The 25,694-nt window shown below is 36.7% G+C and carries 29 protein-coding genes and 1 rRNA gene; 29 read left to right on the forward strand and 1 reads right to left on the reverse strand.

The genetic code is table 11. The features are described from left to right. The 13 genes from rrf to rsmI form a co-directional block, all read left to right on the forward strand. Positions 1–92 (forward strand): 5S ribosomal RNA (gene rrf / locus ACIQXJ_RS23555); the annotation flags it as partial. A 197-nt stretch (positions 93–289) separates the two neighbouring features. Further along, the gene (locus ACIQXJ_RS23560) at positions 290–823 is read left to right on the forward strand and encodes a sigma-70 family RNA polymerase sigma factor (protein WP_403058441.1); all 534 of its coding nucleotides are present in this window, start codon (positions 290–292) and stop codon (positions 821–823) included. Beyond that, the gene (locus ACIQXJ_RS23565) at positions 816–2,384 is read left to right on the forward strand and encodes a S26 family signal peptidase (protein WP_403058444.1); all 1,569 of its coding nucleotides are present in this window, start codon (positions 816–818) and stop codon (positions 2,382–2,384) included. Before ACIQXJ_RS23560 ends, ACIQXJ_RS23565 begins: the two co-directional genes overlap by 8 nt. Before the next feature lie 177 nt (positions 2,385–2,561). Beyond that, entirely contained in the window at positions 2,562–3,986 is a 1,425-nt protein-coding gene (locus ACIQXJ_RS23570) for an aminotransferase class I/II-fold pyridoxal phosphate-dependent enzyme (RefSeq protein ID WP_403058447.1), read from the forward strand. A gap of 17 nt (positions 3,987–4,003) precedes the next feature. Next, complete coding sequence (gene tmk, locus ACIQXJ_RS23575; protein ID WP_403058450.1) at positions 4,004–4,633, forward strand: dTMP kinase; 630 nt, start codon at positions 4,004–4,006, stop codon at positions 4,631–4,633. A gap of 311 nt (positions 4,634–4,944) precedes the next feature. Next, positions 4,945–5,274: a cyclic-di-AMP receptor gene (locus ACIQXJ_RS23580; RefSeq protein ID WP_024362572.1), complete on the forward strand. Its 330-nt coding sequence runs from the start codon at positions 4,945–4,947 to the stop codon at positions 5,272–5,274. 112 nt (positions 5,275–5,386) lie between these two features. Beyond that, on the forward strand, positions 5,387–5,827 hold the full coding sequence (locus tag ACIQXJ_RS23585; RefSeq protein WP_340821465.1) for a YaaR family protein: 441 nt from the start codon (positions 5,387–5,389) through the stop codon (positions 5,825–5,827). A 154-nt stretch (positions 5,828–5,981) separates the two neighbouring features. After that, the gene (gene holB / locus ACIQXJ_RS23590; protein WP_403058453.1) at positions 5,982–6,986 is read left to right on the forward strand and encodes a DNA polymerase III subunit delta'; all 1,005 of its coding nucleotides are present in this window, start codon (positions 5,982–5,984) and stop codon (positions 6,984–6,986) included. Further along, positions 6,979–7,794: a PSP1 domain-containing protein gene (locus ACIQXJ_RS23595; RefSeq protein ID WP_401014895.1), complete on the forward strand. Its 816-nt coding sequence runs from the start codon at positions 6,979–6,981 to the stop codon at positions 7,792–7,794. The genes holB and ACIQXJ_RS23595 overlap by 8 nt, the downstream gene beginning before the upstream one ends. A 27-nt stretch (positions 7,795–7,821) precedes the next feature. Continuing rightward, a complete protein-coding gene (gene yabA, locus ACIQXJ_RS23600; RefSeq protein WP_228134245.1) occupies positions 7,822–8,178 on the forward strand; it encodes a DNA replication initiation control protein YabA in 357 nt (118 codons plus the stop codon). Positions 8,179–8,242: 64 nt separating this feature from the next. Further along, the gene (locus ACIQXJ_RS23605) at positions 8,243–8,992 is read left to right on the forward strand and encodes a tRNA1(Val) (adenine(37)-N6)-methyltransferase (RefSeq protein WP_403058456.1); all 750 of its coding nucleotides are present in this window, start codon (positions 8,243–8,245) and stop codon (positions 8,990–8,992) included. After that, positions 8,976–9,239, forward strand: a complete 264-nt coding sequence (locus ACIQXJ_RS23610; protein ID WP_403058459.1) for a GIY-YIG nuclease family protein — start codon at positions 8,976–8,978, stop codon at positions 9,237–9,239. The genes ACIQXJ_RS23605 and ACIQXJ_RS23610 overlap by 17 nt, the downstream gene beginning before the upstream one ends. Continuing rightward, positions 9,236–10,111: a 16S rRNA (cytidine(1402)-2'-O)-methyltransferase gene (rsmI, locus tag ACIQXJ_RS23615; RefSeq protein WP_403058462.1), complete on the forward strand. Its 876-nt coding sequence runs from the start codon at positions 9,236–9,238 to the stop codon at positions 10,109–10,111. The genes ACIQXJ_RS23610 and rsmI overlap by 4 nt, the downstream gene beginning before the upstream one ends. A 266-nt stretch (positions 10,112–10,377) precedes the next feature. Here rsmI and ACIQXJ_RS23620 read toward each other — a convergent pair whose 3' ends face one another. Beyond that, positions 10,378–10,656, reverse strand: coding sequence for a transition state genes transcriptional regulator AbrB (locus tag ACIQXJ_RS23620; RefSeq protein WP_024362580.1), 279 nt, complete (start codon positions 10,654–10,656; stop codon positions 10,378–10,380). A 346-nt stretch (positions 10,657–11,002) separates the two neighbouring features. Here ACIQXJ_RS23620 and metG point away from each other — a divergent pair, with 346 nt between their 5' ends. The 16 genes from metG (at position 11,003) to ACIQXJ_RS23700 (ending at position 25,596) form a co-directional block, all read left to right on the forward strand. Beyond that, complete coding sequence (gene metG, locus ACIQXJ_RS23625; protein WP_403058465.1) at positions 11,003–12,979, forward strand: methionine--tRNA ligase; 1,977 nt, start codon at positions 11,003–11,005, stop codon at positions 12,977–12,979. Between the two features lie 254 nt (positions 12,980–13,233). Then, positions 13,234–14,004, forward strand: a complete 771-nt coding sequence (locus ACIQXJ_RS23630) for a TatD family hydrolase (RefSeq protein WP_403058468.1) — start codon at positions 13,234–13,236, stop codon at positions 14,002–14,004. Between the two features lie 135 nt (positions 14,005–14,139). Beyond that, positions 14,140–15,351 carry a resuscitation-promoting factor gene (locus ACIQXJ_RS23635; RefSeq protein WP_403058471.1) on the forward strand — a complete coding sequence of 404 codons (1,212 nt, stop codon included), beginning with the start codon at positions 14,140–14,142 and terminating at the stop codon, positions 15,349–15,351. A gap of 171 nt (positions 15,352–15,522) precedes the next feature. Further along, a complete protein-coding gene (gene rnmV, locus ACIQXJ_RS23640) occupies positions 15,523–16,089 on the forward strand; it encodes a ribonuclease M5 (protein WP_401014873.1) in 567 nt (188 codons plus the stop codon). After that, on the forward strand, positions 16,082–16,963 hold the full coding sequence (gene rsmA, locus ACIQXJ_RS23645) for a 16S rRNA (adenine(1518)-N(6)/adenine(1519)-N(6))-dimethyltransferase RsmA (RefSeq protein ID WP_403058474.1): 882 nt from the start codon (positions 16,082–16,084) through the stop codon (positions 16,961–16,963). The genes rnmV and rsmA overlap by 8 nt, the downstream gene beginning before the upstream one ends. A gap of 155 nt (positions 16,964–17,118) precedes the next feature. Next, entirely contained in the window at positions 17,119–17,379 is a 261-nt protein-coding gene (gene veg / locus ACIQXJ_RS23650; RefSeq protein WP_010857021.1) for a biofilm formation stimulator Veg, read from the forward strand. Between the two features lie 113 nt (positions 17,380–17,492). After that, positions 17,493–17,672, forward strand: coding sequence for a small, acid-soluble spore protein, alpha/beta type (locus ACIQXJ_RS23655; protein WP_004229193.1), 180 nt, complete (start codon positions 17,493–17,495; stop codon positions 17,670–17,672). 214 nt (positions 17,673–17,886) lie between these two features. Next, positions 17,887–18,753, forward strand: coding sequence for a 4-(cytidine 5'-diphospho)-2-C-methyl-D-erythritol kinase (gene ispE, locus ACIQXJ_RS23660; RefSeq protein WP_403058477.1), 867 nt, complete (start codon positions 17,887–17,889; stop codon positions 18,751–18,753). A gap of 56 nt (positions 18,754–18,809) precedes the next feature. Continuing rightward, positions 18,810–19,637 carry a pur operon repressor gene (gene purR, locus ACIQXJ_RS23665; protein ID WP_340821451.1) on the forward strand — a complete coding sequence of 276 codons (828 nt, stop codon included), beginning with the start codon at positions 18,810–18,812 and terminating at the stop codon, positions 19,635–19,637. 3 nt (positions 19,638–19,640) lie between these two features. Next, positions 19,641–20,015, forward strand: coding sequence for a RidA family protein (locus ACIQXJ_RS23670; RefSeq protein WP_340821450.1), 375 nt, complete (start codon positions 19,641–19,643; stop codon positions 20,013–20,015). 679 nt (positions 20,016–20,694) lie between these two features. Then, positions 20,695–20,997 carry a septation regulator SpoVG gene (spoVG, locus tag ACIQXJ_RS23675; RefSeq protein WP_403058480.1) on the forward strand — a complete coding sequence of 101 codons (303 nt, stop codon included), beginning with the start codon at positions 20,695–20,697 and terminating at the stop codon, positions 20,995–20,997. Positions 20,998–21,269: 272 nt separating this feature from the next. Then, complete coding sequence (gene glmU, locus ACIQXJ_RS23680) at positions 21,270–22,640, forward strand: bifunctional UDP-N-acetylglucosamine diphosphorylase/glucosamine-1-phosphate N-acetyltransferase GlmU (RefSeq protein ID WP_403058483.1); 1,371 nt, start codon at positions 21,270–21,272, stop codon at positions 22,638–22,640. A 24-nt stretch (positions 22,641–22,664) separates the two neighbouring features. Continuing rightward, positions 22,665–23,624 (forward strand): ribose-phosphate diphosphokinase, encoded by a 960-nt coding sequence (locus tag ACIQXJ_RS23685; protein WP_340821447.1) that lies wholly within the window; start codon positions 22,665–22,667, stop codon positions 23,622–23,624. A 313-nt stretch (positions 23,625–23,937) separates the two neighbouring features. Continuing rightward, the gene (locus ACIQXJ_RS23690) at positions 23,938–24,531 is read left to right on the forward strand and encodes a 50S ribosomal protein L25/general stress protein Ctc (protein ID WP_403058486.1); all 594 of its coding nucleotides are present in this window, start codon (positions 23,938–23,940) and stop codon (positions 24,529–24,531) included. A gap of 213 nt (positions 24,532–24,744) precedes the next feature. Further along, entirely contained in the window at positions 24,745–25,308 is a 564-nt protein-coding gene (gene pth / locus ACIQXJ_RS23695) for an aminoacyl-tRNA hydrolase (protein WP_340821444.1), read from the forward strand. Positions 25,309–25,368: 60 nt separating this feature from the next. Next, positions 25,369–25,596, forward strand: a complete 228-nt coding sequence (locus ACIQXJ_RS23700; RefSeq protein WP_228134495.1) for an anti-sigma-F factor Fin — start codon at positions 25,369–25,371, stop codon at positions 25,594–25,596. Positions 25,597–25,694 lie beyond the last annotated feature (98 nt).

The raw sequence follows: 25,694 nt of genomic DNA on the forward strand, positions 1-25,694 counted from the left end.
ACACCCGTTCCCATACCGAACACGGAAGTTAAGCTCTTTAGCGCCGATGGTAGTTGGGGGCTTCCCCCTGTGAGAGTAGGACGTCGCTAGGCACATTCAAAACATCGAAGAGAAATCTTCGATGTTTTTTTGTTTTAGCTAAAGTAAAAAACTTCATACAAAGTAATTAATTACTTGCTATTAGTTAAAAAATTACATAAAAAGAAAATGAAACTATACCTAATTTGTATCCGTCTATTGAGTAAAATTTATATTTAGTAATTCAAACATGATAGAAAGGGGGGATTATATGGAGCAGTATGAAGCACAAAATATGAAGGAAATTATGCATACATATGGTGACTATTTAATGAGATTATCGTATTTATATGTTAAGGACTGGGCTACAGCTGAAGATATTGTACAGGACGTCTTTATTAAGTTTTTCGAAACGCATCACCAATTTGAGGAACGTGCTACATTAAAAACTTACTTAGCTAAAATAACAATCAATCGATGCCACGATTATTTACGAAGTTGGAAAAGTAGGAGACAAATAATTTCTAACTACTGGTTAAATCAAATCAATGCAGAAAAGTGCTCATTAGATAGCGAGATGTTACAACGTTTAGAGAAGCTTGATATTGCTAAAAGTGTTCTACAGTTATCAGTGAAGTACCGTGAAGTAATTATACTGTTTTATTATGAAGAACTGACCACTGCGGCGATTGGGGAGTTACTGAATCTATCTGAGAATACAATTAAAACAAGATTGAGACGTGCAAGGGAGATGCTAAAACAGAGGTTAGATGAAGCAGAGTGGGAGGTGTTACGGCATGAATAAAATAAAGCATGAATTTGATAAGTTATTTAGTGATGAATCTAGATTTTCGGAGGCAAATGAGAAACGGGTCATGCAAGACATAATAGCTAGAAGAAATACTAGTCGTAAACGTTCATGGCAGTATCCTCTTATAATGTGCGGCTCTATTTTTCTTATAGTATTGCTAGTAATGATCGTATTTTTTGATTCAAATATATCCAAAGAAGAGTCACTAGCATTATGGTTGCAGGAAACTGATGCAGATGAAATTCTCTATGAAGAATTGAATGTGTTGCAAAAGGAAGATGCTCTTATTGTTTATAAAGTACAGACAGATTCGAGTTTGCTAGTTCATGCAGCATATTTAATTTATAAGGATGGCGAATGGATTTCCAAAGACCATTGTACGAATGGATTTGGTACAGAAGACGTAACTGTACATTATTTAAATTCTAGACAGGCGCCTTATTTATATTGTGGTGCAGAGAAAAGCAACGCTTTAAAGAAAGTTATAGTTGGACAACAGGAAGCGAAGATATTGGAGGTAGCCGATGCTGAGATGTTTTGGTTCGCCTTTAGCAAGCAACCTGTAGCACGTGTTGTCTACGAATATATGGATGGATCAATGCAACGTATGAATTCCATTGAATGGGCGTACACAGAAATGGATGATAGGGTCCCTGTGATAGGCAATATAATGGGGCAACAATATAAGATGCAGTATACAGGCAATGCGATGAATCGTGGTAACAACGAATATACGGCCTATCCTATTGTTATAGAGCCAAATGTTGAAAATTTCAATAGAGGCGATGTTGTTTATGTAAATGCAGAAGATGGAACAAAGACAATGACACGTATTGTTGGATTACCGGGAGAAAAAATTGCTATTAATGAAGGGACTATTACTGTAAATACAATACCACTAGATATTTATTATGGCTTTGCAACACAAATGGGCTTCGATGTGTTTGAGGCATACATTGAGCAGTTAAAAAAAGATGGTACGTTTTTTGATGAAAATGAAATTCGTAAATATTTTTTCTGGAATATGGATGAACTGACCCTTGATGCAGGCGAATATTATGTAGCAGCAGATAATTGGGGACATGGTATAATGACGAAAATTACGGATTCACAAATTATTGGGAAAGTGCTAGGTTATGAAGCATTAGAGATAGCAAATGAATGGTCCAAAACGGAAAGGGGATTATATGAAGCTTTTAGAGAACAAAATGATGTGGAAATATTCCGTGATGTAGATCCATTGACGATAGCCCGTGTGCAGTTATTCGCGAAGTTTTTAGCCGATGAACAAACTGTATATCGGCTGTATACAACTCGGGAAAACTATTCGAAATGGAGCGAAGCCGAGCATATGCGAATGCATACACAAGTAGAGGCAGAAAGAAATAGATCTTGGGCATTGGAAATGGCGAAAGCGATGAAAAATGGGACATTTAAAGAATTGCCCGATAATGGAGGAGCTATTCTTTTTTCAAAAAATGAAAGTGACATGGGCTATCAAATGGTGAAAAATGAAAACGGTATTTGGCAAGTTGCCTTTATGCCAATTCAGTAGCTAAAATGAATAGCACTCTTTTAAATCGTTGTAGCAGCACGCGTGTTTTTGTATCAATAGGAATTTAAAATTTTCTACACCTTAAATCTTAAGCTATCCTATTTTGTAGGATAGCTTTTTTATCCTGCAATAATCCCGTATAATTAAAGGATAATAAATTGAAAAGGGTGTCTTGTTTTGCAAAAGAAAAAGCCAATTGTAGAAGGTTTAGAGCGTTTTCGACAACAACAAAATATATCTTTTCATGTACCAGGACATAAACATGGTGAATTGTCACATCTACCACAAGCTTTTAAAGATGTCATGCGTTACGATGTGACAGAATTAACAGGGCTAGATGACTTACATTACCCTGAAGAGATGATTTTAGAGGCAGAAAATTTACTGGCTGATACATATGGCGTGATGAAAAGCTTTTTTTTAGTAGGTGGCTCTACGGTAGGAAATTTGGCTATGATTTATGCTACATGTAAAAGAGGCGATACAATTATCGTACAACGTAATGCACATAAGTCTATATTTCACGCAATTGAGCTAGTTGGAGCTAAGGCAGTATATGTTTCTCCGAAGTGGGATGATCGTACATTAACAGCAACACATGTCTCTTATCACGACTTAAAACAGGCAGTAGATTGTTATTCTGAGGCAAAGGCAGTTGTATTAACGTACCCCACATATTACGGTATGACATCGAAAGAAATTTCGCAGCAAGTGGCATATTGTCATGAAAAAAAAATACCCGTTTTGGTAGATGAAGCTCATGGCGCTCATTTTAGTGCCTGTTCTTTATTTCAGCCATCTGCATTGACCTTTGGTGCAGATGTTGTTGTACAGTCAGCGCACAAAACGTTGCCAGCTATGACAATGGCTTCTTTTATGCATGTGAACTCAGAATTAGTGAATGTTGATAGCATTCATCACTATTTGCGCATGTTACAATCCAGCAGTCCATCGTATGTATTGTTAGCTTCTTTAGATGATGCACGCTATTATATACAGACATATATGGAGAGTGATGGTGCATATATAATAGAGAAAAAAAAACAATGGGCTGAAGCTTTACGTGCAATTGGCTCACTTGAAGTAATTGAAGTAGACGATCCTATAAAGTTATTGCTACGAGTCAAAGGTTATAGTGGTTATCAATTACAAGAAGCATTAGAAGCTAAGCATGTTTATGCAGAGCTTGCAGATGCACACCAAGTATTACTTGTATTGCCACTTTTAAAACAAGGGTATAGTTACCCGTTTGCAGATATACGCGTTCGCATTAAAGATGCTGTAACAGCATTATTAAACACTGAAAAAACACAAATACAAACTGTTTCCCAAACTGCATACAATTTTGTAGCTATTACAGAACCAATGTATTCGTTTGATGAAATAATGAATATGAAGAAAGAATGGCTACCCTATATGCGAACGATGGGACGTACGGCTGCAAGTATGATTATTCCTTACCCTCCTGGCATACCATTACTTGTTCCAGGTGAAAAAATTACAGTGGCTAAACTAAGTCAACTAGAGGAATTACTTGCAACAGGTGCAACTTTCCAAGGAAATCACCGGTTAGAAGAAAAAATGATTGAGGTCATTAAATAGTTGGAGGCAATAACAGCATGAAGTGCAATTTATTTATTACATTCGAAGGTCCAGAAGGTGCTGGCAAAACAACCGTTATTAAAAAAATCGCTGAACGGTTATCACTAGAGAATATTGATGTTTTAGCAACGAGAGAACCTGGTGGCATTGAAATTGCTGAAAAGATTCGTACAATCATTTTAAACCCGCAGCATACAGCAATGGATGAGCGTACAGAAGCATTATTATATGCGGCAGCTAGAAGTCAGCATTATTTTGAAAAAGTACGACCTGCTTTAGATGCTGGAAGAATGGTAATTTGTGATCGATTTATCGATTCATCATTAGCTTACCAAGGATATGCACGTGGCATTGGTGTAGATGAGGTGCTTTCTATTAATGAATTTGCAATAGGAAAAAAATTGCCTGACTTAACAATCCTATTCGATATTTCTCCAGAGGTTGGTTTAGCGCGTATTCATGCACATGGTGACCGAGAAGTGAACCGTCTTGATGTTGAAAGTCTGGCTTTTCATCAAAAGGTGCGTGAAGGATATTTACAATTAGTAAAACGTTATCCAGAACGTATAAATGTCGTCAATGCAGACCAAAGTATTGAGCGTGTAGTTGAAGATGTATGGGCAATATTGTACGAAGCAATACAGTAAAAACATGAAGTCGGCTACCATATTGTGATATAATGGTAACATACGGTGACAGATGAACTGCATCGGATAAAAGAGGACCTTTCCTTATAGGTGCTAAGAAGAGTGCAATTTAACTAATTATCATCGGTTACGCAAATCAATGATAAAATAAAGAAGTGAATTTCTCTAGCGCAATTTATTACTTCGTGGTAATAATACGAAAGCCTAATTAATTTTGTGCTTTTGTTTTAATTGAAGATAAATTGATAGTAGAAGTTGCTGTTTTTGAATAAATTCTATCAAGGCCAATTATATAAAAGGGGTGAGTGCGAATGAAGTTAGTCGTAGCTGTGGTACAAGATCAGGATAGTAGCCGCTTATCGAATGCTTTAACGAAAAATCAGTTTCGCGCAACAAAATTAGCGAGTACAGGGGGTTTTTTACGCTCTGGTAATACGACGTTCTTAATTGGAACAGAAGACTCTCTCATACCCAAAGTTTTAGATATTATCCGTGATAATTGTCGAGCGCGTGAACAGTTGGTTGCACCTGTTTCACCATTAGGTGGTAATGCAGATTCCTATATACCATATCCAGTGGAGGTAGAGGTAGGGGGCGCAACTGTATTTGTTTTACCGATTGAACAATTTCACCATTTTTAACGGTATTTAAATAATAGATAAATTTGTTGTTCAGTAAGAATTGCCAAGCAGACAGTACGAATTCACAAATGAAGATGAATTTTATAAGAAAGCAATTGGGGGCGAAAGCAGCTTGAAGATCAATCAAGATATACGTGTCGGGTTAAATACTAATCGTACAGAGCCTCTTCAAAATAATAATCAAAACAACCGATTCGGTGATATGGTCGTTAAGCAAGGTTCAAAATTGCAAACCGAACAATTAACACGATTGTTGGGGGATATTTCTACTGCTGGTGACCGTGTTGCAAGATCCCGGAATTTGCGCGAGCTTGCTCGTTTTAAAATGCTTGTGAAGCGTTTTTTACAGGAAACTGTAGAACATGGAATGGAATTAAAACAATCACATACATGGAATCGCTTTGGTGAAGGAAGACGATTAAAGATTATTGAAACAATTGATAGTCGTCTTGTGGAGCTTGCACAAGATATTTTAGATGAAGAAAAAGAAGCAATTGACCTTCTCGATAAAATCGGAGAGATTAAAGGTCTGTTAATTAATTTATATATGTAAAACCCGTGTCTTGTTCACTTGTAGGCGCGGGCTTTTTTCAAATTGGTTCAGTCGGGTTTTAAATATTAAAATTGGTGGAATGTATTTCTACTGAAATAAATTTACTTGTACAAGTCTAAAAGGCTTTATTGTATAGGAAGGAATTTAATAAAAAATGGCGAAGAATGTTGAAGAGCTTTTCACACTACAGCCAGTCGTAATGAAGCAGCTTCAAACGATTTTTGATAAAAATAGATTAGCCCATGCATACATTTTTGATGGCGAAAAAGGGACAGGGAAAGTGGATATTATGCGTTTTTTTGTAAAATTAATGCTATGTGAACATCCACATGAAAATGTTCCATGTGAAACATGTCGAAATTGCAGACGTGTGGATTCTGGGAATCATCCGAATATTCATCAAATTTTTCCTGAAGGTCAATTTATTAAAATTGATCAAATACGTGATCTTATTGCTGAGATGAAGATGATGGGGGTAGAGCAAGGACGGAAAATTTACGTACTCCATCATGCAGACCGCCTCAATATAGCATCAGCTAATATGATTTTAAAGTTTTTAGAGGAACCGGATGGAGAAGTTACGGCTATTTTGTTAACAGAGCAGATGCAATCGATATTACCTACAATTCGTTCGCGCTGTCAGCATATTAAGTTTCAAAAAATGCCTAGACAAGTTTTGTTAAAGCATTTGCAAGAAAATGAAATTCCCCACTCCATGGCTTCTACAGTTAGCATGATGACGAACGAGCTCGAAACAGCTATTTTTTTAGCAAAAGATGAGCAGTTTGCACAGGCTCGAAAAACAGTGTTAAAATTAGTAGAGGCAATTCGCCAAAATGTACATGAAGCTATGATTGTTGTGCATGAGGAATGGTTGCCACTATTTAAGGAAAAAAGCGAAATGGAGCAAGCATTGGATTTACTACTATTTGCTTACCGTGATATAGTGTCAATAAAAGCTAATCCCGAAGCAGCTTGTACTTATCCAGACATGTTACAGACTTTTAAAGAAGCTGCGTTACATTCGACTTTCGAACGCCTATCTAGTCAAATGGAGGCTATTTTACAGGCGCGCGCATCTTTACAGCGTAACATGAATAGGACGTTAATGATGGAGCAGCTAATGCTTAATCTGCAGGAGGGATATTCATTTGTATAATGTAGTAGGAATCCGCTTTAAAAAAGCGGGTAAAATATATTATTTCGATCCAGCATCATTTCTACTAGAAGACAGTCAATATGTCATTGTAGAGACAGCTCGCGGTGTAGAATACGGTAAGGTAGTTGTCCCTCAAAAAGTAGTAGGGGAAAATGATGTCGTATTGCCACTTAAACAAGTACTACGACCAGCAGATGAACGGGATCGTATTCAGGTTGAAGAAAATGCAATAGAGTCAAAGCGGGCATTTGAGTTAGCAAGTGCAAAAATCATAGAACACAAACTAGAGATGAAACTTGTTGATGTTGAATATACATTTGATCGTAATAAAATAATTTTTTATTTTACAGCAGAAGGTCGGGTAGATTTTAGGGATTTAGTAAAAGATTTAGCCTCTGTTTTTAGAACGCGTATCGAGCTACGCCAAATTGGTGTACGAGATGAAGCAAAATTATTAGGTGGTATCGGTCCATGTGGCCGAATGTTATGCTGTTCAACATTTTTAGGTGATTTTGATCCAGTGTCTATTAAAATGGCAAAAGATCAGAATTTATCTTTAAACCCATCAAAAATATCAGGGTTGTGTGGTCGTTTAATGTGCTGTTTAAAGTATGAAAACGATGAGTATGAAGAAGCAAAAGAAGGTATGCCAGATGTTGGTGAAATGACAATGACACCAGATGGCCGCGGAAGAGTTGTAGGTTTAAATGTGCTAGAAAGAATTATTCAAGTATATTTACAAGAGCAGGAGCGCACGGTTGAGTATACACTAGAAGAACTGCTGGCATGCGAAAAAAATCTTATATAAGATAGAGAATTTAACGAGGTGGCTTGGGTGAAGGACCGTAATTTCTTAGATACCGTTATGGAGTTCGAACAACAGCTCGAAGCAATGCAGGAGCAATTTGGTGCATTGAAGCAATTTGTAGCGTTAATGATGGAAGAACATAAGGCACTCGAAACAGAAAATCATCACCTTCGTACACGTCTAGAAGAACTACTTTCTAAAGAGAACACCGTACAGGCTGCAGATGAGAAGAAAGAGATTCCATTAGATATTGGCGAGGGATATGATAACTTAGCACGTCTATACCAGGAGGGCTTCCACGTTTGTCATGTTCATTTTGGGAGTTCACGTAAAGGTGAAGACTGTCTGTTTTGTCTATCATTTTTAAATAAGCAAAATGTGTAATAGAAGACTGATTCCCGCTTCGGTGGTGTCAGTCTTTTGTTTTGTATAGTAGGAGGAAGGGTTCGTGGAAAATTGGTTAAAGGATGATGAAAGGCTAGATTATTTGTTGGCAGAGGATTTACGTATTATTCAAAGCCCATCTGTCTTTTCTTTTTCATTGGATGCAGTGTTACTTTCGAAATTTGTCAATGTACCTTATTATAAAGGAAAAATTGTTGACTTGTGTTCGGGTAACGGTGTCATACCACTATTTTTAAGCGCTAGAACGAAAGGACAAATTACAGGTGTAGAAATACAACCACGTTTATTTGATATGGCAGATCGAAGTATTCGTTATAATAACTTAGAGGAACAAATCCAAATGGTCCTTGGTGATGTAAAGGAAATTCCATCACAATTAGGGGTGGAAAAATATGATGTGGTAACATGTAACCCGCCGTATTTCTTAGCTCATGAAGCGAGTGATAAAAATTTAAGTGAACATCATGCTATTGCACGACACGAACTACATTTAACACTCGATGAAGCGGTTCAGTCTGCAAGTAAATTATTAAAGCAAGGTGGAAAAGCAGCATTTGTTCATCGACCTGGCCGCCTTTTAGATATCGTCACTGCGATGCGGGCAAATCGATTAGAACCAAAACGAATGCAGCTAATTTATCCGAAAGCGGGGAAAGAAGCCAATACCTTATTAATAGAAGGAATAAAGGATGGTAAACCAGATTTGAAAATATTACCCCCACTTTATGTCTATGATGCAAATAATGAATATACTGCAGAAGTGAGAGAAATGCTCTATGGAAAAAACGAATAGCCATTTCTTCTATGTATTAGAATGTGCAGACAAGTCGTACTATGCAGGTTATACAAATAATGTAGACAAGCGTGTTGCCGCACATAATGCAGGTAAAGGTGCTAAATATACAAAGGCAAGGGGACCTGTAGAATGCATATATGTCGAAGCTTTCGACACAAAACAAGAAGCGATGCGAGCAGAATATGCTTTTAAGCAGTTAACACGAACGCAAAAAACAAAATATATAGGGAGGGATAAATCGTGAAATCACAAAAAAGTACGATGCATACGCATCAAGGATACTTATATCTTGTGGCAACACCAATTGGAAATTTAGAGGATATGAGTGTACGTGCACTTCGTATATTAAAAGAAGCGGATGTAATCGCTGCTGAAGATACACGTAATACAAAGAAGCTTTGCAACTATTTTGAAATTAATACACCACTTGTTAGTTACCATGAGCATAATATCGATGCTGGGGGAGAGAAGCTATTAAGCTTTTTGCGAGAAGGGAAAACAGTGGCATTAGTTAGTGATGCGGGTCTACCTTGTATTTCTGATCCTGGATCAGATATTGTCGTGAAGGCAATCGCTGAAGGAATTGCGGTAGTACCAATACCAGGTGCCAATGCGGCAATATCGGCCTTAATTGCGTCAGGATTAACACCTCAGCCATTTTTCTTTTATGGTTTTTTAAACAGGGGAAAAAAAGAGAGACGACAGCAATTAGAGCAATTAAAAAATCGACAAGAAACTATCTTATTTTACGAGGCGCCACATCGCTTAAAGGAAATGTTAAAGGATATGGAATTAATTCTTGGCAATCGTCGTATTGTGCTAGCACGTGAGCTGACAAAGAAATTTGAGGAATTCCTTCGTGGTACTTTAACAGAAGCGGTTGAGTGGTCACAAACCGAAGAAATTCGAGGGGAATTTTGCATTGTTCTAGAAGGAAATCAAAATGCAGAAGAAGACAATCAAGAAGAGGCATATTGGAAAGATATGAGTGTTGTGGAACACGTCGATTATATTATTGCTGAAACAGACGTTACTTCTAAGGAAGCTATTAAAGAAGTTGCAAAACTACGTCAAGTAGCAAAACGAGATATTTATAATGCTTATCATAGTGAGTAAGTGTCAATAACAGCAGGGTTGTCTCAATAGAGACAACCTTTTTTGATGATTTTATATAAAAATTTACAAAATGTTGTTATTTTCTTTGTTAAAAGAAAATATTTAAAATTGATAATAATTGTAAAAAAGAGTAATCTTAATAAAAGATGTCTGACATGGACATTATAAGGGAATCATGTATATTACTTTTCCATTATAAAAAGAAGTTTTTATCAAATAATAAAAACACCTAAATCTTCGTTCTCGATTTAGGTGCTAGAAAGAAATTATTTTTTTAGGCTAGATTGGATTTCTTTCATTAACATTTCAGCGCCTTCAGGACTTAAAATTAATTTGCCTCCAACTAGACGGAAGTTATCATCAGAAACTTCGCCAGTAACAGCACATGTCATATTAGGCATATATTTTTTTAGGATGATTTTGTCGTCATCTACGTAGATTTCTAAAGCGTCTTTTTCAGCGATACCTAATGTACGGCGAAGTTCGATTGGAATTACCACACGACCTAATTCATCGACTTTACGAACAATTCCTGTTGATTTCATAATTATTTTTCCTCCTAAAAGTAAAAGTTATATTGTATTTCGTCAAATTTCGACATTATTTCTTTGTCTGATAGTTATCATACCAAGTAATGCCATAAACGTCAATTAATTAATACAGTAATAATCTCTTATTTGTAAAAATTTTTGAGAAGAAAACTGTTATTTCAATTTTTTTAAAAGGTTTTTATTATAGATTTTATTTTATAGTAAAAAAGCTTCTTATAAAATACATTAAATGGATTAGTATAATATTCGACAATTTTCGCATTCAATAAACTTTCATTGAAACGAATTTCGTACTTCGATAGAATAGATATTATACTGTGAAACATTGGAGGCAGTTCTCGTGAGCGAACAAAACAAAACATTCTATATAACAACCCCGATTTATTATCCAAGTGGAAAATTTCATATTGGTACGGCGTACACGACAGTGGCGTCTGACACGATAGCACGTTATAAACGTTTACGTGGATATGATGTACGTTTCTTAACAGGGATGGATGAACACGGACAAAAAATTCAAGAAAAAGCAGCAGAAGCTGGTAAGCACCCTCAGGAATATGTAAATGAGATTGCCGAGGCAGCAAAAAAACTTTGGACATTAATGGACATTTCGTATGATGATTTCATTCAAACAACAGAGGAACGTCATACAAAAACTGTCGAAAAGATTTTCCAAAAGTTTTTAGATAACGGCGATATTTATAAAGGTGAGTATGAAGGCTGGTACTGCACACCTTGTGAGTCATTCTTTACAGAGACACAATTAGAAGATGGTAAATGTCCAGACTGTGGACGTGCCGTACACAAAGTGAAAGAGGAATCTTACTTCTTTAATATGAAGAAATACGCTGATCGACTATTAGCTTATTATGAAGAAAATCCTGATTTCATCGAGCCAGAATCACGTAAAAATGAAATGATTAACAACTTTATTAAACCAGGGCTTGAAGATCTATCAGTTTCACGTACTTCATTCGACTGGGGTATTAAAGTGCCTGGAGATCCAAAACACGTAATTTATGTTTGGGTAGATGCGTTAACAAATTATATTACTTCTTTAGGATACTTATCAGATGATGAAACGTTATTTAACAGATATTGGCCAGCGGACGTACATGTAGTTGGAAAAGATATTGTACGTTTCCATACAATCTATTGGCCAATATTCTTAATGGCTCTTGATTTACCATTACCTAAAAAAGTTTTCGCACACGGATTTATTATGATGAAGGACGGTAAAATGTCTAAATCAAAAGGGAATGTTGTATATCCTGAAATGCTTATCGAGCGTTATGGATTAGATGCAACGCGTTACTTCCTATTAAGAGAGCTTCCATTTGGCTCTGACGGTGTATTTTCTCCAGAATCGTTTGTTGAGCGAACAAATTTCGACTTAGCAAATGATTTAGGAAATTTATTAAACCGTACGATTTCTATGATTAATAAATATTTTGATGGCAATATTCCTTCAGAAAATCTTCAATCTACTGAATTTGATGAGGCATTAAAAGTGCATGCAGAATCAGTACGTATTAAATATGAAGAAAGTATGGAAAAAATGCAATTTAGTGTCGTATTAGCTGACCTATGGACGCTAGTATCACGTACAAATAAATACATTGATGAAACACAACCATGGGTTCTTGCTAAGGATGAGGCAGATAAGCCAAAATTAGGGTCTGTTATGCGAAATTTGGCAGAGAGCTTGCAGCATATTGCAGTCATGTTACAACCATTTATGACATCTACACCGACACGCATTATCCAACAATTGGGTCTAGATGACAAATTCTTAGCATGGGAAACAATTGAAACATTCGGTAATACTATTCCAGCAAACATTAAAGTGGTAGAAAAAGGAACGCCGATTTTCCCTCGTTTAGATAGCGAAATTGAAATTACTTATATTCGAGAGGAAATGCGCGGCTCAGTAAAAACTTCTCAGGAGGAAGAACCAAGCGTAGAATCAAAAGTTGTTGAGGTTCCAGAAATTCCGGAAATTTCAATTGATGATTTTATGAAAGTTGACTTACGTGTGGCAACGGTTACAGCATGTGAGCAAGTCCCGAAAGCAGATAAATTATTAAAGCTTCAGGTTGACCTTGGTTATGAGCAACGACAAGTAGTTTCGGGTATTGCAAAGTACTACTCTGCGGAAGAATTAGTCGGGCAAAAAGTAATCGTAGTTGCAAACCTAAAACCTGTTAAGTTACGTGGTGAATTATCACAAGGAATGATATTAGCTGGCGAAAAAGATGGAATTTTAAAGCTTGCATCTGTTGATCCAAAACTTGAAAATGGTGCAAAGGTAAAATAAAAAAACGAAGAATGGCCTGCTGAGTAGAAAATATTCAGCAGGCCATTGTAAATTTGGACTAAAAATGGCTATTTAATTATTTTAGGATAATTTATGCAATGCGTAAATTGACGAATTTTAGGTACATGGTAATAGTTATGGCGAATATATATAAGTGTATTGTCACAATACTAAATTGTTTGTAACAAATTTGTAATGCTGATGCAAAATATGAAATAATAATTTTTAATAAAATCAATGTTAGGAGAATGAAAATGTTTATCGATACACATGTACATTTGAATGCAGAGCAGTATCAAGAAGACTTACAAGAAGTCATTGAACGAGCTCTTGAAGCAAAAGTTGAAACTATGGTAGTTGTAGGATTTGATCGTAAAACGATTGAAAAAACAATGGAATTACTAGAGCAATATGATTTTATTTATGGTGTTATTGGTTGGCATCCAGTAGATGCCATTGATTGTACTGAAGAGGATTTAAAATGGATCGAAGAATTGGCAGCACATCCTAAGGTCGTCGGAATTGGCGAAACAGGATTAGACTATTATTGGGATAAATCACCAAAAGATGTTCAACAAGCCCTTTTTCGCAAGCAAATTCATTTAGCACAAAAAGTAAATTTACCAATTATAATTCATAACAGAGAGGCGACAGCAGATGTTGTCAACATTTTGCGCGAAGAAAACGCAGCTTCTGTTGGAGGCGTAATGCATTGTTATAGCGGAAGTGTAGAAACTGCCCGTCAATGTATTGGGATGAATTTTATGATTAGTCTTGGTGGACCAGTGACTTTTAAAAATGCCCGTATGCCGAAGGAAGTGGCAACGGAGATACCTTTAGAGCACTTGATGATTGAAACAGATGCGCCATATTTAGCGCCACATCCATATCGCGGTAAACGTAACGAACCAGCATTGGTGCCGTTAGTTGCAGAGGAAATTGCACGTTTAAGAGAAATATCAATTGAGGAAGTTGCACAAGTAACGACTGCCAATGCAAAAAAATTTTTTAGGATTGACGATTAACTAGCTAAAGTGCCTCCAATACTGTGTTTGCGGTTGGCTAAAATAGCATGGTCAAATTTTTTTGAAATACAATCGGGTTGACAGTGCTAATTCTAGTCCGTATAATCCAACTTTGTATTAAGGAGGCGTTTTTTCATGTCAAATAATTCCATGAAAAACTTGTTCTTAGGATCATTGAGGAGTAAGCAAACAGTGATAAGAATTGTTTCAATTGTCCTGTTTGTATCAGTAATTTCATTCGTACTTTTCCAAGGTACTAAAAAAACCGTAACGCTTAGCGCTAACGGGGATGCAATTGAAGTAGCAACACATGCCAAAACTGTAGAAGAACTATTACAAAATCAAAATATAGACGTAGCAGCGCATGATAAAATATCACCCTCTCTGAATGCCAAAATTGTTAATGGATTAGCAATTACTTATGAACAGGCAAAAGAAGTAACAATTTCAGTTGATGGAAATCAGTCAAAAGTTTGGACAACTGAAAAACTAGTGAAGAACATTTTGAAGGAAGCAAATATTGAAGTATCAGAGCATGATACATTAAAGCAGAGCTTGGATACAGAAGTAGGAGCAGATAACAAAATCGATATTCAAAAAGCGTTTCAGGTAACGCTTGTCGATGGTTTAGAAAATAGACAAGTTTGGTCCACTTCGACTACGGTCGCTAACTTTTTAAAACAACAGGGAATTCGGCTAAATGAATTCGATCGTGTCGAGAATAACCTGGAGGACGTTATCACTCCAGAGAGTAAAATCGCAGTAGTTCGCGTAGAAAAGGTTATCGATGTAGTGGAAGACTCATTAGATTTCACAATTGAAAAGAAGCAGGATGCTTCTTTGTTAAAAGGGAAACAAAAAGTAGTAACAACGGGCGAGAAGGGTAAAATTTCTCGAACGTATGAAGTCGTTAAAGAAAACGGCAAAATTGTCGCGAAAAATTTACAATCTGAAAAAGTCATAAATGAGCCAAAGAAACAAGTAGTTGCAGTTGGTACTAAACAATTAGTAGCTAGCACTACAACTGTGTCTCGTGGTTCAGCGGAGCCATCTAGTGGGAAAGAGTTTTATGTAACTGCAACTGCATATACACCTTACTGTAAAGGTTGTTCAGGAACATCAGCTACTGGCATTAACTTACGTTCAGATTCTGGCTTAAAGGTAATTGCAGTAGATCCATCTGTTATAAAACTAGGCTCAAAAGTTTGGGTTGAAGGCTATGGAACAGCGATTGCTGGGGATACTGGTGGCTCAATTAAGGGTAATAAGATCGACATACTAGTACAATCAGATGCACAAGCTCGTAATTGGGGACGCAAGAAAGTGCGTATTAAAGTATTAAATTAAAAAAATTGTAAAAAATATCAAAATGTTTTCACTAAGCATACATTGGCTTTCCTGTATTGACTGGCAGGAAAGCTTTTTTCACGTATACCAGGCAAAAGCTTTGTATTTCTGTACAATCATACAGGTCAGTTGTAAAATGGTCTGAAGATAAGGTAGAAAAGAGGAGCCTTTTTGCAAATTCAAGAAGTGATTGTCGTTGAAGGAAAAGATGATACAACCGCAATTAAGCGAGCTGTTCAGGCAGATACGATTGAAACAAATGGATCGGCCATTTCAGAAGAGACGCTTAAACGGATTCAGCATGCACAGGATAAACGAGGCGTCATAGTGTTTACAGACCCTGATTATCCAGGACGCCGAATTCGAGCAATTATAGAACAACACGTACAAGGTGTTAAACATGCCTTTTTACCAAAATCCAAAACAATTGCGAAGAATGGTAAAGGTTTAGGTATTGAGCATGCGGCAGATGAGGATATTCGTGAGGCATTGAGTCTTGTTTATACTCCAAATAGCACTGAGCCCATTGCTGATGATATTACACTAGAAGATTTAATGACTGCTCGCTTAATTGGTCATCCATCGGCGAAAAGCCGCCGAGATCGTCTAGGAGAAATATTAAATATAGGTGCAACAAATGGTAAACAACTTCATAAAAGATTGAAAATGTTTCAAATAACAGAACAGCAATTTGGTGCAGCTGTCGCACAGGTAGATCAGGAGGAAAATAATGCATAAGGATATTGCAACACCGATTCGAACACAGGAAATTTTGAAGAAATATGGATTTTCGTTTAAAAAAAGTTTAGGCCAAAATTTTTTAATTGACCCAAATATTTTAAGAAACATCGTTAGTCATGCAAATTTAACGGAAAATAGTGGTGCAATTGAAGTAGGGCCTGGGATTGGCGCATTAACAGAGCATTTAGCACGCAGCGCAAAAAAGGTCGTATCGTTTGAAATAGATCAGCGCTTATTACCAGTACTAGCAGATACATTAAGTCCATATAATAACGTGTCTATCGTTCATTCTGATATTTTAAAGGCAGATGTGGCGAAGGTCATTGAGGAAGAAATGCCAGGCATCGAAGATATTATGGTTGTTGCTAATTTGCCTTATTATGTTACGACGCCTATTTTAATGAAATTGCTAAATGATCGTTTACCAATTCGTGGATTTGTTGTAATGATGCAGAAGGAAGTCGCTGATCGCATTACAGCAAAACCAGGAACAAAAGAATATGGTTCACTATCTATTGCAATTCAGTATTATGTGAAGGCTGAAATTGCTATGACCGTGCCAAAAACTGTTTTTATGCCACAACCTAATGTAGATTCAGCGGTTATTCGCCTTATTAAGCATGATGAGCCACCAGTAAATGTTATTGATGAGGATTTCCTATTCGTAGTAACACGCGCTTCATTTGTACAGCGCCGTAAAACAATTTTAAACAATTTGCAATCAGGGCTACCAAATGGAAAGGCAAATAAGGAAAAAATAATCGAAGCTTTAGAATCTGTGAATATTGAACCAACTCGTCGTGGTGAGACGTTGTCAATTCAAGAGTTTGGAAAGTTAGCGGATGCCTTATATCCAACCTTTGCAAAGTGAAAAAATATGTTACATTTTCATTCAAAATGAAAAAAAACGTATTTTTTTTAAAAAAATAAGTTGACAACATTTATGAAGGGCTGATAAAATATTATATTTTGTTGACATTTTTGGGCGTATCCCTTATACTAATAAATAGTGAGGTGTAAGCGAAAATGCCAAAAACTTTAGCGGACATTAAAAAGTCGTTGGATTGTCATTTGGGTAAACGTTTGCAGTTAAAAGCAAACGGTGGTCGCAAGAAAACGGTCGAGTGTGCAGGGATATTGCGTGAAACATATCGTGCAATTTTTGTAGTTGAACTTGATCAAGAAGACAATACGTGCAAGCGCGTATCGTATAGCTACACAGATATTTTAACTGAGGCAGTAGAGATTACATTTTTAGACGAAGCACAGGCTGCTGTCGCGAAATAGTTTCTAGTACTTATTTCTATATTTTGAAGCACTCATGTATGTTAAAAACTACATGAGTGTTTTTCGTTTTATCGGACATACTAATTTCGTCAGTTGTTAAAGGAGGAGTTTGCATGCCTAGAAAGGGAATCATGTCACCTCGTTTAAAAGAAGAGATCGCCAAAGAACTTGGATTTTATGATGTTGTGCAAAAAGAAGGTTGGGGCGGAATTAAAGCTCGAGATGCTGGTAATATGGTGAAACGTGCCATTGAGATGGCGGAAAGAGCAAGCAGTGAGCAAGAGCGGAAGTAGTGTACTTCGCATAAAATAACTTGCTTACATTTTTTACTTCATTCAGCTAGGAATTGAGCCGATGCTGAACACAACAAAACAACTGACGAGAGGGAACCGTTTTTAAAACGGTTCTTTTTTCAGTTTGCTTTCTCATTATGGTAAAATAAAATGAATTATCTTGCGCGAAAAATGAATGGCTGTTTATGCGTGTAGTTATGAGGGAGGAAGTAAGATGCTTTATGTAAAGGCGCCTGCAAAAATTAATTTAACATTAGATGTTCTTTATAAACGACCAGATAATTATCACGAAGTGGAGATGGTCATGACGACTGTCGATTTGGCAGATCGCATTAGCTTAGAATCTCGTGAAGATGGAGTAATTGAAATTATTTCAACGGATAATTTCGTACCAAATGATCACCGCAATTTTGCTTATCAAGCAGCGCGTCTTATAAAAGATACATACGGCATTAGACAAGGTGTATCCATTACAATTGAAAAAGAAATACCGATTGCAGCAGGTCTTGCAGGAGGCAGTAGCGATGCCGCGGCAACACTAAAAGGTTTAAATGAGCTTTGGAATTTAAAGCTATCAATAGACGAGCTAGCGGAGCTTGGTGCTAAAATCGGTTCAGATGTTTCTTTTTGTGTATACGGAGGTACTGCACTAGCAACTGGGCGAGGGGAGAAAATTCAAGAATTACCTGCACCGCCAAGCTGTTGGGTTGTGTTAGCTAAGCCTAAAATCGGGGTGTCAACAGCAGAAGTATATGGAGGCTTAAAGGTTGAAGGGCTTGAGCACCCTAATACAAAGCAAATGATCCAAGCAATTGAAACAGAAAGTTATGATCTACTATGTGCATCATTAGGAAATGTTTTGGAAACTGTAACATTTAAGTTACACCCGGAAGTTATTATGTTAAAAGAACAGATGAAACGTTTTGGGGCAGATGCTACGTTAATGAGCGGAAGCGGTCCAACGGTCTTTGGACTCGTGGATACTGAGGCCCGAGTGAGCCGAATTTACAATGGCTTACGAGGCTTTTGTGAAGAAGTATATGCTGTGCGCATATTAGGGGAGCGTAATACGCTTGCTTAAAAACGCATAATTGTGTTAATTTTACCTATAAATATTCGTGTTTAGGAGAGGGTCGCATGAAATGGAAGCGTAGTGAACGACTAGTTGATATGACGTACTATTTACTAGAACATCCACATCAGCTGATCCCGCTAACTTATTTTTCAGAATTATATCAATCTGCAAAGTCTTCGATTAGTGAAGATTTAACGATTGTTAAAGAAACTTTCGAAGAAAAAGGAATCGGGTTATTGATAACAGTACCAGGAGCTGCAGGTGGTGTGAAGTATATTCCTAAAATGTCCGAAGAGGAAGTTCGTTTAGTCATCCAGGATTTAAAAGCAGAGCTTGAACATTCAGATCGATTGTTACCTGGTGGCTATTTATTTATGACGGATTTATTGGGCAATCCAGATTTAATTAATCGAGTTGGGAAGGTTTTTGCATCTGCATTTGCTGACCAGCAAATCGATGTTATTATGACAGTAGCAACAAAGGGGATATCTATTGCCCATGCTATTGCAAGGCATTTAAACGTTCCAGTTGTTGTTGTTCGTAGAGACAGCAAAGTAACAGAAGGTTCTACAGTCAGTATAAATTATGTATCTGGTTCTTCTCGAAGAATTCAGACAATGGTATTATCTAAAAGAAGCATGAAGAGTGGACAGCGTGTACTTATTACCGATGACTTTATGAAGGTCGGTGGTACGATGAACGGCATGAAGAATCTATTAGAAGAGTTTGACTGTCAATTAGCTGGCATTGCTGTGCTAGTTGAGGCAGAGCATGCAGACGAAACTTTAGTAGATGATTACTATTCACTTGTAAAGCTTCATGAGGTCAATGAAAAAGATCGTACGATTGCATTAAGTGAAGGCAATTATTTTACAAAAAGGGAGAAATGACAAATGAATGTAGTATCTACAACGAATGCACCAGCAGCAATTGGACCATATGCACAAGGAATGATCGTTAATGGGATGTTTTATAGTTCAGGTCAAATTCCATTAACTGCAGCAGGCGAATTAGTAGAGGGTGATATTGTCGCTCAAACTCACCAAGTATTTGCTAATCTAAAGGCAGTGCTAGAGGCTGCAGGCTCATCACTAGACAATGTAGTAAAAACAACAGTCTTTATGAAAGATATGAATGACTTTGTTGCAATGAATGAAGTATATGCAAGTCATTTTGGAGAGCATAAACCAGCTCGTTCAGCAGTGGAAGTAGCACGTTTACCAAAAGATGTGAAAGTAGAAATAGAAGTTATCGCAATCGTAAAATAAAATTTAGTAGCCCTTTAAAAGAACGAAAGCTCTTTTAAAGGGCATTTATTCTTTTATTATAGATTAATACTGCCGTTGGTTTACATGGCGTGTGGCGCTTTCTGCACAGCGCTCTGTAAGTCGTAACTCGCTAAGGCGAGGTTTGTTGCGCATTACGTTATGTGCTGTTCTGAGCAGAAGTCGCGGTCTTGCACTCCAAACAACGGAACACGTTGGTAGAGTAATCTAATTTATGAGCATCAAAAGGATAAAAAAGACAAAAGCCATCGAGTTCAACTTCTTGATGCTTTTGTGAACACACTGAAAGTTCTTTTATAGGGCTTTTTTTTGCTTTAAATTATGCCTTCTAATTCTAAAAGAGCCGAATAAAAACTAAATATGCACTGATTTCAGTGCGGACTCAAACCTCTGTTGAAACAAATTAATGGAATGTCATAGATTTTTAAAGGGGCTTTTCTAGAAGGCTAAAAAGACGCAATTACCCCGCGTAATTAATTAGTTTTTAAAAATTTGACAAACAATTGTCAAATTTACCGTAAACTAGAGAAAATATTGTAACGAATTAAAAATGAAGTATTCAAATTTTTTAGAAAATTTGGTAGACTATGAAAAGGGAAATATTCGGTAATATGAATATAATATTTTCATTTAGGCATCTAAGATGAGAGGTGGTGAGAAAATGGAAGTTACAGATGTAAGATTACGTCATGTACAAACGGATGGTCGCATGCGTGCGATTGCTTCCATTACACTCGACAATGAGTTTGTGGTACATGATATCCGCGTTATTGATGGGAATACAGGCTTATTCGTCGCTATGCCGAGTAAACGTACACCAGATGGCGAATTTAGAGATATTGCGCATCCTATCAATTCAACGACACGTAACAAAATTCAAGAGATTATTTTAAATGCTTACCATAACTCTAGCGATTTGCCAGAGTCAGAAAAAGCAGCTGAATTAGAAGGAATTGGCGTATAGTTTTATGAAAATAAATACTCGTTTAAAGGTTATTTACAAATAAGTATCCTTTTGGCGGAAGAAAATAAAAAGAACTCTTCAATCATTGAGGAGTTCTTTTTATTTTTCAAAAAAGAGAAAAACAGCAATTTGTAGTGTATAGCTCATTACATTCGAGCATAAGGTGTGTTTGATTTAGGAATTCACCGTTTAGTCAATTCTACATGCCTTGAAAATAGATGAATTTTGCTATATAGTCATAAGAGAAAATGAGCGTATTGGAGGACTTACTGATGAGCAATATTTTTGCTGTCATTTTGGCTGCAGGTCAAGGTACACGTATGAAGTCCAAATTATATAAAGTGCTCCATCCAGTATGTGGGAAACCCATGGTACAGCATGTAGTGGATCACATTCAAACGTTAGATGTGAACCGCATCGTAACGGTTGTAGGACATGGTGCAGAAAAAGTAAAACAACAACTTGGAGATAAGAGCGAGTATGTTTTACAAGCTGAACAATTAGGTACAGCACATGCAGTACAACAAGCAGAGTCAATTTTAGGTAGCGAGCAAGGAACAACATTAGTTGTTTGCGGAGATACGCCACTTATTCGCCCTGAAACGATGAAAGCTTTATTTGAGCATCATCAAGCAAAAAATGCAAAAGCAACAATTTTAACAGCTGTTGCTGAAAATCCAACTGGCTATGGTCGTATTTTACGTGGCGATGGTGGACAGGTGGAGCAAATTGTTGAACAAAAAGATGCAAGTGAAGAGCAGCAACGAGTGAAAGAAATTAATACTGGGACATATTGCTTCGATAACAAAGCATTATTTGAAACATTAAAACTTGTGAAAAATGATAATGCACAGGGTGAGTATTATTTACCTGATGTAATTGAAATTTTACAAAAACAAGGCGATATCGTTGAAGCTTATGTAACGGATGATTTTGAAGAAACACTCGGTGTGAATGACCGTGTGGCATTGTCACAAGCGGAAGAGTTAATGCGTACGCGTATTAATGAGCGTCATATGCGTAATGGCGTGTCGATCATTAATCCAAATGCTACGTACATTAGCGCAGATGCAGTAATTGGTCGTGATACAGTGATTCAACCAGGCTCTATGATTGAAGGAGCAACTGTAATTGGAGAAGATTGTTTAATCGGTCCAAATACACAAATTATCGATAGCCGTATTGGTGACCGTACTTCTGTACATTCATCTGTTGTACGAGAAAGCACTGTAGCGGAAGATACAGCAATTGGACCGTTTGCACATATTCGCCCACTTTCTGATATCGGAAGCCATGTTAAAATCGGTAACTTTGTAGAAGTGAAGAAAAGTAAATTAGGTCACGACACAAAAGTATCTCATTTAAGCTATATTGGAGATGCTGAAATAGGCAATAACGTCAATGTTGGCTGTGGTTCTATTACAGTAAACTATGATGGGAAAAACAAGTTCCAAACAATTATTGAAGATGATGTATTTGTAGGATGTAATACTAACTTAGTAGCGCCAGTGAAAGTTGGAAAAGGTTCATTTATTGCAGCAGGATCTACAATTACAAAAGAAGTTCCTGAGGATGCACTAGCAATTGCTCGTGCAAGACAAGAAAACAAACCGAATTATGTAAGCAAATTAAATTCAAAATAATTATCAAATAAACAGGAGGCCATCATGCCGTATCAATATGCAAACTCACAATTAAAAATATTTTCACTCAATTCTAATAACCCACTAGCCCAAGAAATTGCGCAAGAAATGGGAGTTGAATTAGGGAAATCTTCAGTTAAGCACTTTAGCGATGGAGAGATTCAAATTAGTATTGAAGAAAGTATTCGTGGTTGTGATGTGTTTATCGTGCAGTCTACTTCTGCACCTGTAAACGAACATTTAATGGAGCTTTTAATTATGGTAGATGCCGTGAAACGCGCATCTGCTCGTACAGTTAACGTTGTAATGCCTTATTATGGTTATGCTCGTCAAGACCGTAAAGCAAAAGCGCGTGAGCCAATTACAGCTAAATTAGTGGCAAACTTACTTGAAACGGCTGGTGCAACACGTGTTATCGTTTTAGACTTACACGCACCACAAATCCAAGGTTTCTTCGATATTTTAATTGACCACTTAATGGCGGTACCTTTACTTTCTGATTACTTCAAATCTAAAGGTATTCCTTCTGAGGAAATCGTAATTGTTTCTCCTGACCACGGTGGAGTAACTCGTGCGCGTAAAATGGCAGAACGTTTAAAAGCACCGATTGCAATTATTGACAAACGCCGTCCAAAACCAAATGTTGCGGAAGTGATGAATATCGTTGGTAATGTTGATGGTAAAGTGGCAATCTTGATTGATGATATTATCGATACTGCAGGTACAATTACAATTGGCGCTGACGCTTTACGTGCTGCTGGTGCAAAAGAAGTATATGCTTGCTGCTCACACCCAGTACTATCAGGTCCAGCAATCGAGCGTATTGAAAACTCTGCAATTAAAGAATTAGTAGTAACTAATACAATTCAACTTTCTGAAGAGAAAAAATCACCAAAAATTACAGAGCTTTCAGTAGCTAAATTAATGGCGGATGCAATTTCTCGTGTATACGAAAACAAATCAGTAAGTACTTTATTCGATTAATTTTAATTAGAATAAATATATATTTGATATAGCATAATGTGTGACAAAAAAAGGACAAATCTACATTTATGAGTAGATTTGTCCTTTTTGTATAGCTGTTAAGTTTGAATATTCTAATTAAAGGGTATAATAGTATTTGTTACTGTGTAATATTTACGTTTATTAGAGAAAAGAGATGTAAATATTATAAAAGCCTTTAGCGACTGTCATAAACTAATATCAGAAGATAGCATTTTTTATATTGAATTCTGTAATTTGCATGTGGCATCAGTGTTAGGGCATAAATAATTTTCTTGGAAGGGGAAGGTATAGTATGAGTACAGTGTTAAGTGTAAATAAACGCGAAGCTGGGCATCGTTCAACATTAACCCAACTTAGAAAAGGGGGAGCCATTCCTGCTGTTATTTATGGCTACAAACTAGATTCAACCCCAATTTCTATTTCAGCGAAAGAATTTAGACAGTTCGTTCAAAAAAACGGACGTAATGGTGTCATTCCGGTGGAGTTAGATGGTGAAAGGGTAAATGTCGTTGTATCAGAAGTACAAAGATGTACACTGAAAGATGAAGTGAATCATGTTGATTTTTTAGCAATTAATATGTCTGAAGAATTAGAAGTAGACGTAGCGGTAACACTTGTTGGAGAATCAGCTGGTGTAAGTGAAGGTGGCATTTTAATGCAGCCGAATTTGGAAGTAAAAATAAAAGTTAAACCTACTGATATTCCAGAAACATTAGAAATTGATATTACGAAACTAGCAATTGGAGAAACTATTATGGTAGCGGATATTCGCGATCATGTGGATTTTGAAATTGTGAACGAAGATGATCATATTTTAGTAACAATTATGGCGCCAACAGTTTCGACAGATGACGATACTGAAGTTGAAGAAAGCGTTGAGTCATAAGGTTAAATGTATGTTTGAAGGGAAGGCTATCGAGGAAGTCGTAAAAGACGGACTCGATAGCTTTTTTTGTTGTAGTAAAAATTAACGGTTTTTACGACGGACTGATAAATTTTTATCATACGTATATTTGTTCATAACGGGATGAACGAAATGTTTTCTTATAGCTCAGTATGGTAAAATAATGACTATTAGATTGAAAGAAGTGAGGTACTTATGAAAATTATCGTTGGTTTAGGAAATCCAGGTAAACCTTATGAGCATACAAGACATAATATTGGATTTGATGTAATTGATGCATTAGCTAAAAAGTGGGATGCTCCGTTAGCAACTTCAAAATTCAATGGCATGTATGCGACAGTACATCGTCCTGAAGGAAAGGTTCTACTTGTTAAGCCTTTAACATATATGAACTTATCAGGTGAATGCGTTAGACCTCTCATGGACTATTTTGATATTGATGTAAAAGATTTAATTGTAATCTATGATGATTTAGATTTAGAAACAGGAAAATTGCGTTTGCGTCAAAAAGGTAGTGCAGGTGGACATAACGGCATTAAATCTTTGATTCAACATTTAGGAACACAGGAATTTAATCGAATTCGTATTGGTGTGAGTCGTCCACCGGCTGGCATGAAGGTAGCGGATTATGTGCTATCGAAGTTTTCTAAAGAAGACAATATTGTTATGGCAGATGCTATTGATAATAGTGTTAATGCAATAGAAGCGTCTCTTTCAAAACCATTTCTTGATGTGATGAGCCAATTTAACGGTGCATAATCTTTTTCCAAAATGTCTATACTTTAAGTAGTAAGTTGCTTAAAGGAGGATGATTTGGAGATGGCAATTCGCTACCGTTGTAGGCATTGTGAAGTAGAAATAGGAACACTACCATTTGATGCAGATGATACAATTCGAAAGTTGCATATTTTCGAATTAGGTGAGGCAGATGATTATGTTGAAAAGGATCAACATGGACAAACGACTGTTCACTGCATTTGTGAGCAATGTGAGGATTCGCTTAGACAATATCCAGATTATCACGCACTCAATAAATGGATTCAATAATGGAAGGATGCTTTGGCGCACATTGCGTGCGTTCAAAGCTTTTTCCGTTTTTATTTTTTGAAGTAGAAATATACGCTCTTTCAATAGTAATGCAAGGA

Source organism: Lysinibacillus sp. NPDC097868, assembly GCF_044761135.1.
In the GTDB taxonomy this organism is placed as follows: domain Bacteria; phylum Bacillota; class Bacilli; order Bacillales_A; family Planococcaceae; genus Lysinibacillus.

What these genes read in the sequence shown, in the direction of transcription:
- ACIQXJ_RS23560 (WP_403058441.1), top strand. Translation starts at nt 290, where the DNA reads ATGGAGCAGTATGAAGCACAAAATATGAAGGAAATTATGCATACATAT.
- ACIQXJ_RS23565 (WP_403058444.1), top strand. Translation starts at nt 816, where the DNA reads ATGAATAAAATAAAGCATGAATTTGATAAGTTATTTAGTGATGAATCT.
- tmk (WP_403058450.1), top strand. Translation starts at nt 4,004, where the DNA reads ATGAAGTGCAATTTATTTATTACATTCGAAGGTCCAGAAGGTGCTGGC.
- ACIQXJ_RS23580 (WP_024362572.1), top strand. Translation starts at nt 4,945, where the DNA reads ATGAAGTTAGTCGTAGCTGTGGTACAAGATCAGGATAGTAGCCGCTTA.
- holB (WP_403058453.1), top strand. Translation starts at nt 5,982, where the DNA reads ATGGCGAAGAATGTTGAAGAGCTTTTCACACTACAGCCAGTCGTAATG.
- ACIQXJ_RS23610 (WP_403058459.1), top strand. Translation starts at nt 8,976, where the DNA reads ATGGAAAAAACGAATAGCCATTTCTTCTATGTATTAGAATGTGCAGAC.
- ACIQXJ_RS23620 (WP_024362580.1), bottom strand. Translation starts at nt 10,656, where the DNA reads ATGAAATCAACAGGAATTGTTCGTAAAGTCGATGAATTAGGTCGTGTG.
- ACIQXJ_RS23630 (WP_403058468.1), top strand. Translation starts at nt 13,234, where the DNA reads ATGTTTATCGATACACATGTACATTTGAATGCAGAGCAGTATCAAGAA.
- ACIQXJ_RS23635 (WP_403058471.1), top strand. Translation starts at nt 14,140, where the DNA reads ATGTCAAATAATTCCATGAAAAACTTGTTCTTAGGATCATTGAGGAGT.
- rsmA (WP_403058474.1), top strand. Translation starts at nt 16,082, where the DNA reads ATGCATAAGGATATTGCAACACCGATTCGAACACAGGAAATTTTGAAG.
- veg (WP_010857021.1), top strand. Translation starts at nt 17,119, where the DNA reads ATGCCAAAAACTTTAGCGGACATTAAAAAGTCGTTGGATTGTCATTTG.
- ACIQXJ_RS23655 (WP_004229193.1), top strand. Translation starts at nt 17,493, where the DNA reads ATGCCTAGAAAGGGAATCATGTCACCTCGTTTAAAAGAAGAGATCGCC.
- ispE (WP_403058477.1), top strand. Translation starts at nt 17,887, where the DNA reads ATGCTTTATGTAAAGGCGCCTGCAAAAATTAATTTAACATTAGATGTT.
- purR (WP_340821451.1), top strand. Translation starts at nt 18,810, where the DNA reads ATGAAATGGAAGCGTAGTGAACGACTAGTTGATATGACGTACTATTTA.
- ACIQXJ_RS23670 (WP_340821450.1), top strand. Translation starts at nt 19,641, where the DNA reads ATGAATGTAGTATCTACAACGAATGCACCAGCAGCAATTGGACCATAT.
- spoVG (WP_403058480.1), top strand. Translation starts at nt 20,695, where the DNA reads ATGGAAGTTACAGATGTAAGATTACGTCATGTACAAACGGATGGTCGC.
- glmU (WP_403058483.1), top strand. Translation starts at nt 21,270, where the DNA reads ATGAGCAATATTTTTGCTGTCATTTTGGCTGCAGGTCAAGGTACACGT.
- ACIQXJ_RS23685 (WP_340821447.1), top strand. Translation starts at nt 22,665, where the DNA reads ATGCCGTATCAATATGCAAACTCACAATTAAAAATATTTTCACTCAAT.
- ACIQXJ_RS23690 (WP_403058486.1), top strand. Translation starts at nt 23,938, where the DNA reads ATGAGTACAGTGTTAAGTGTAAATAAACGCGAAGCTGGGCATCGTTCA.
- pth (WP_340821444.1), top strand. Translation starts at nt 24,745, where the DNA reads ATGAAAATTATCGTTGGTTTAGGAAATCCAGGTAAACCTTATGAGCAT.
- ACIQXJ_RS23700 (WP_228134495.1), top strand. Translation starts at nt 25,369, where the DNA reads ATGGCAATTCGCTACCGTTGTAGGCATTGTGAAGTAGAAATAGGAACA.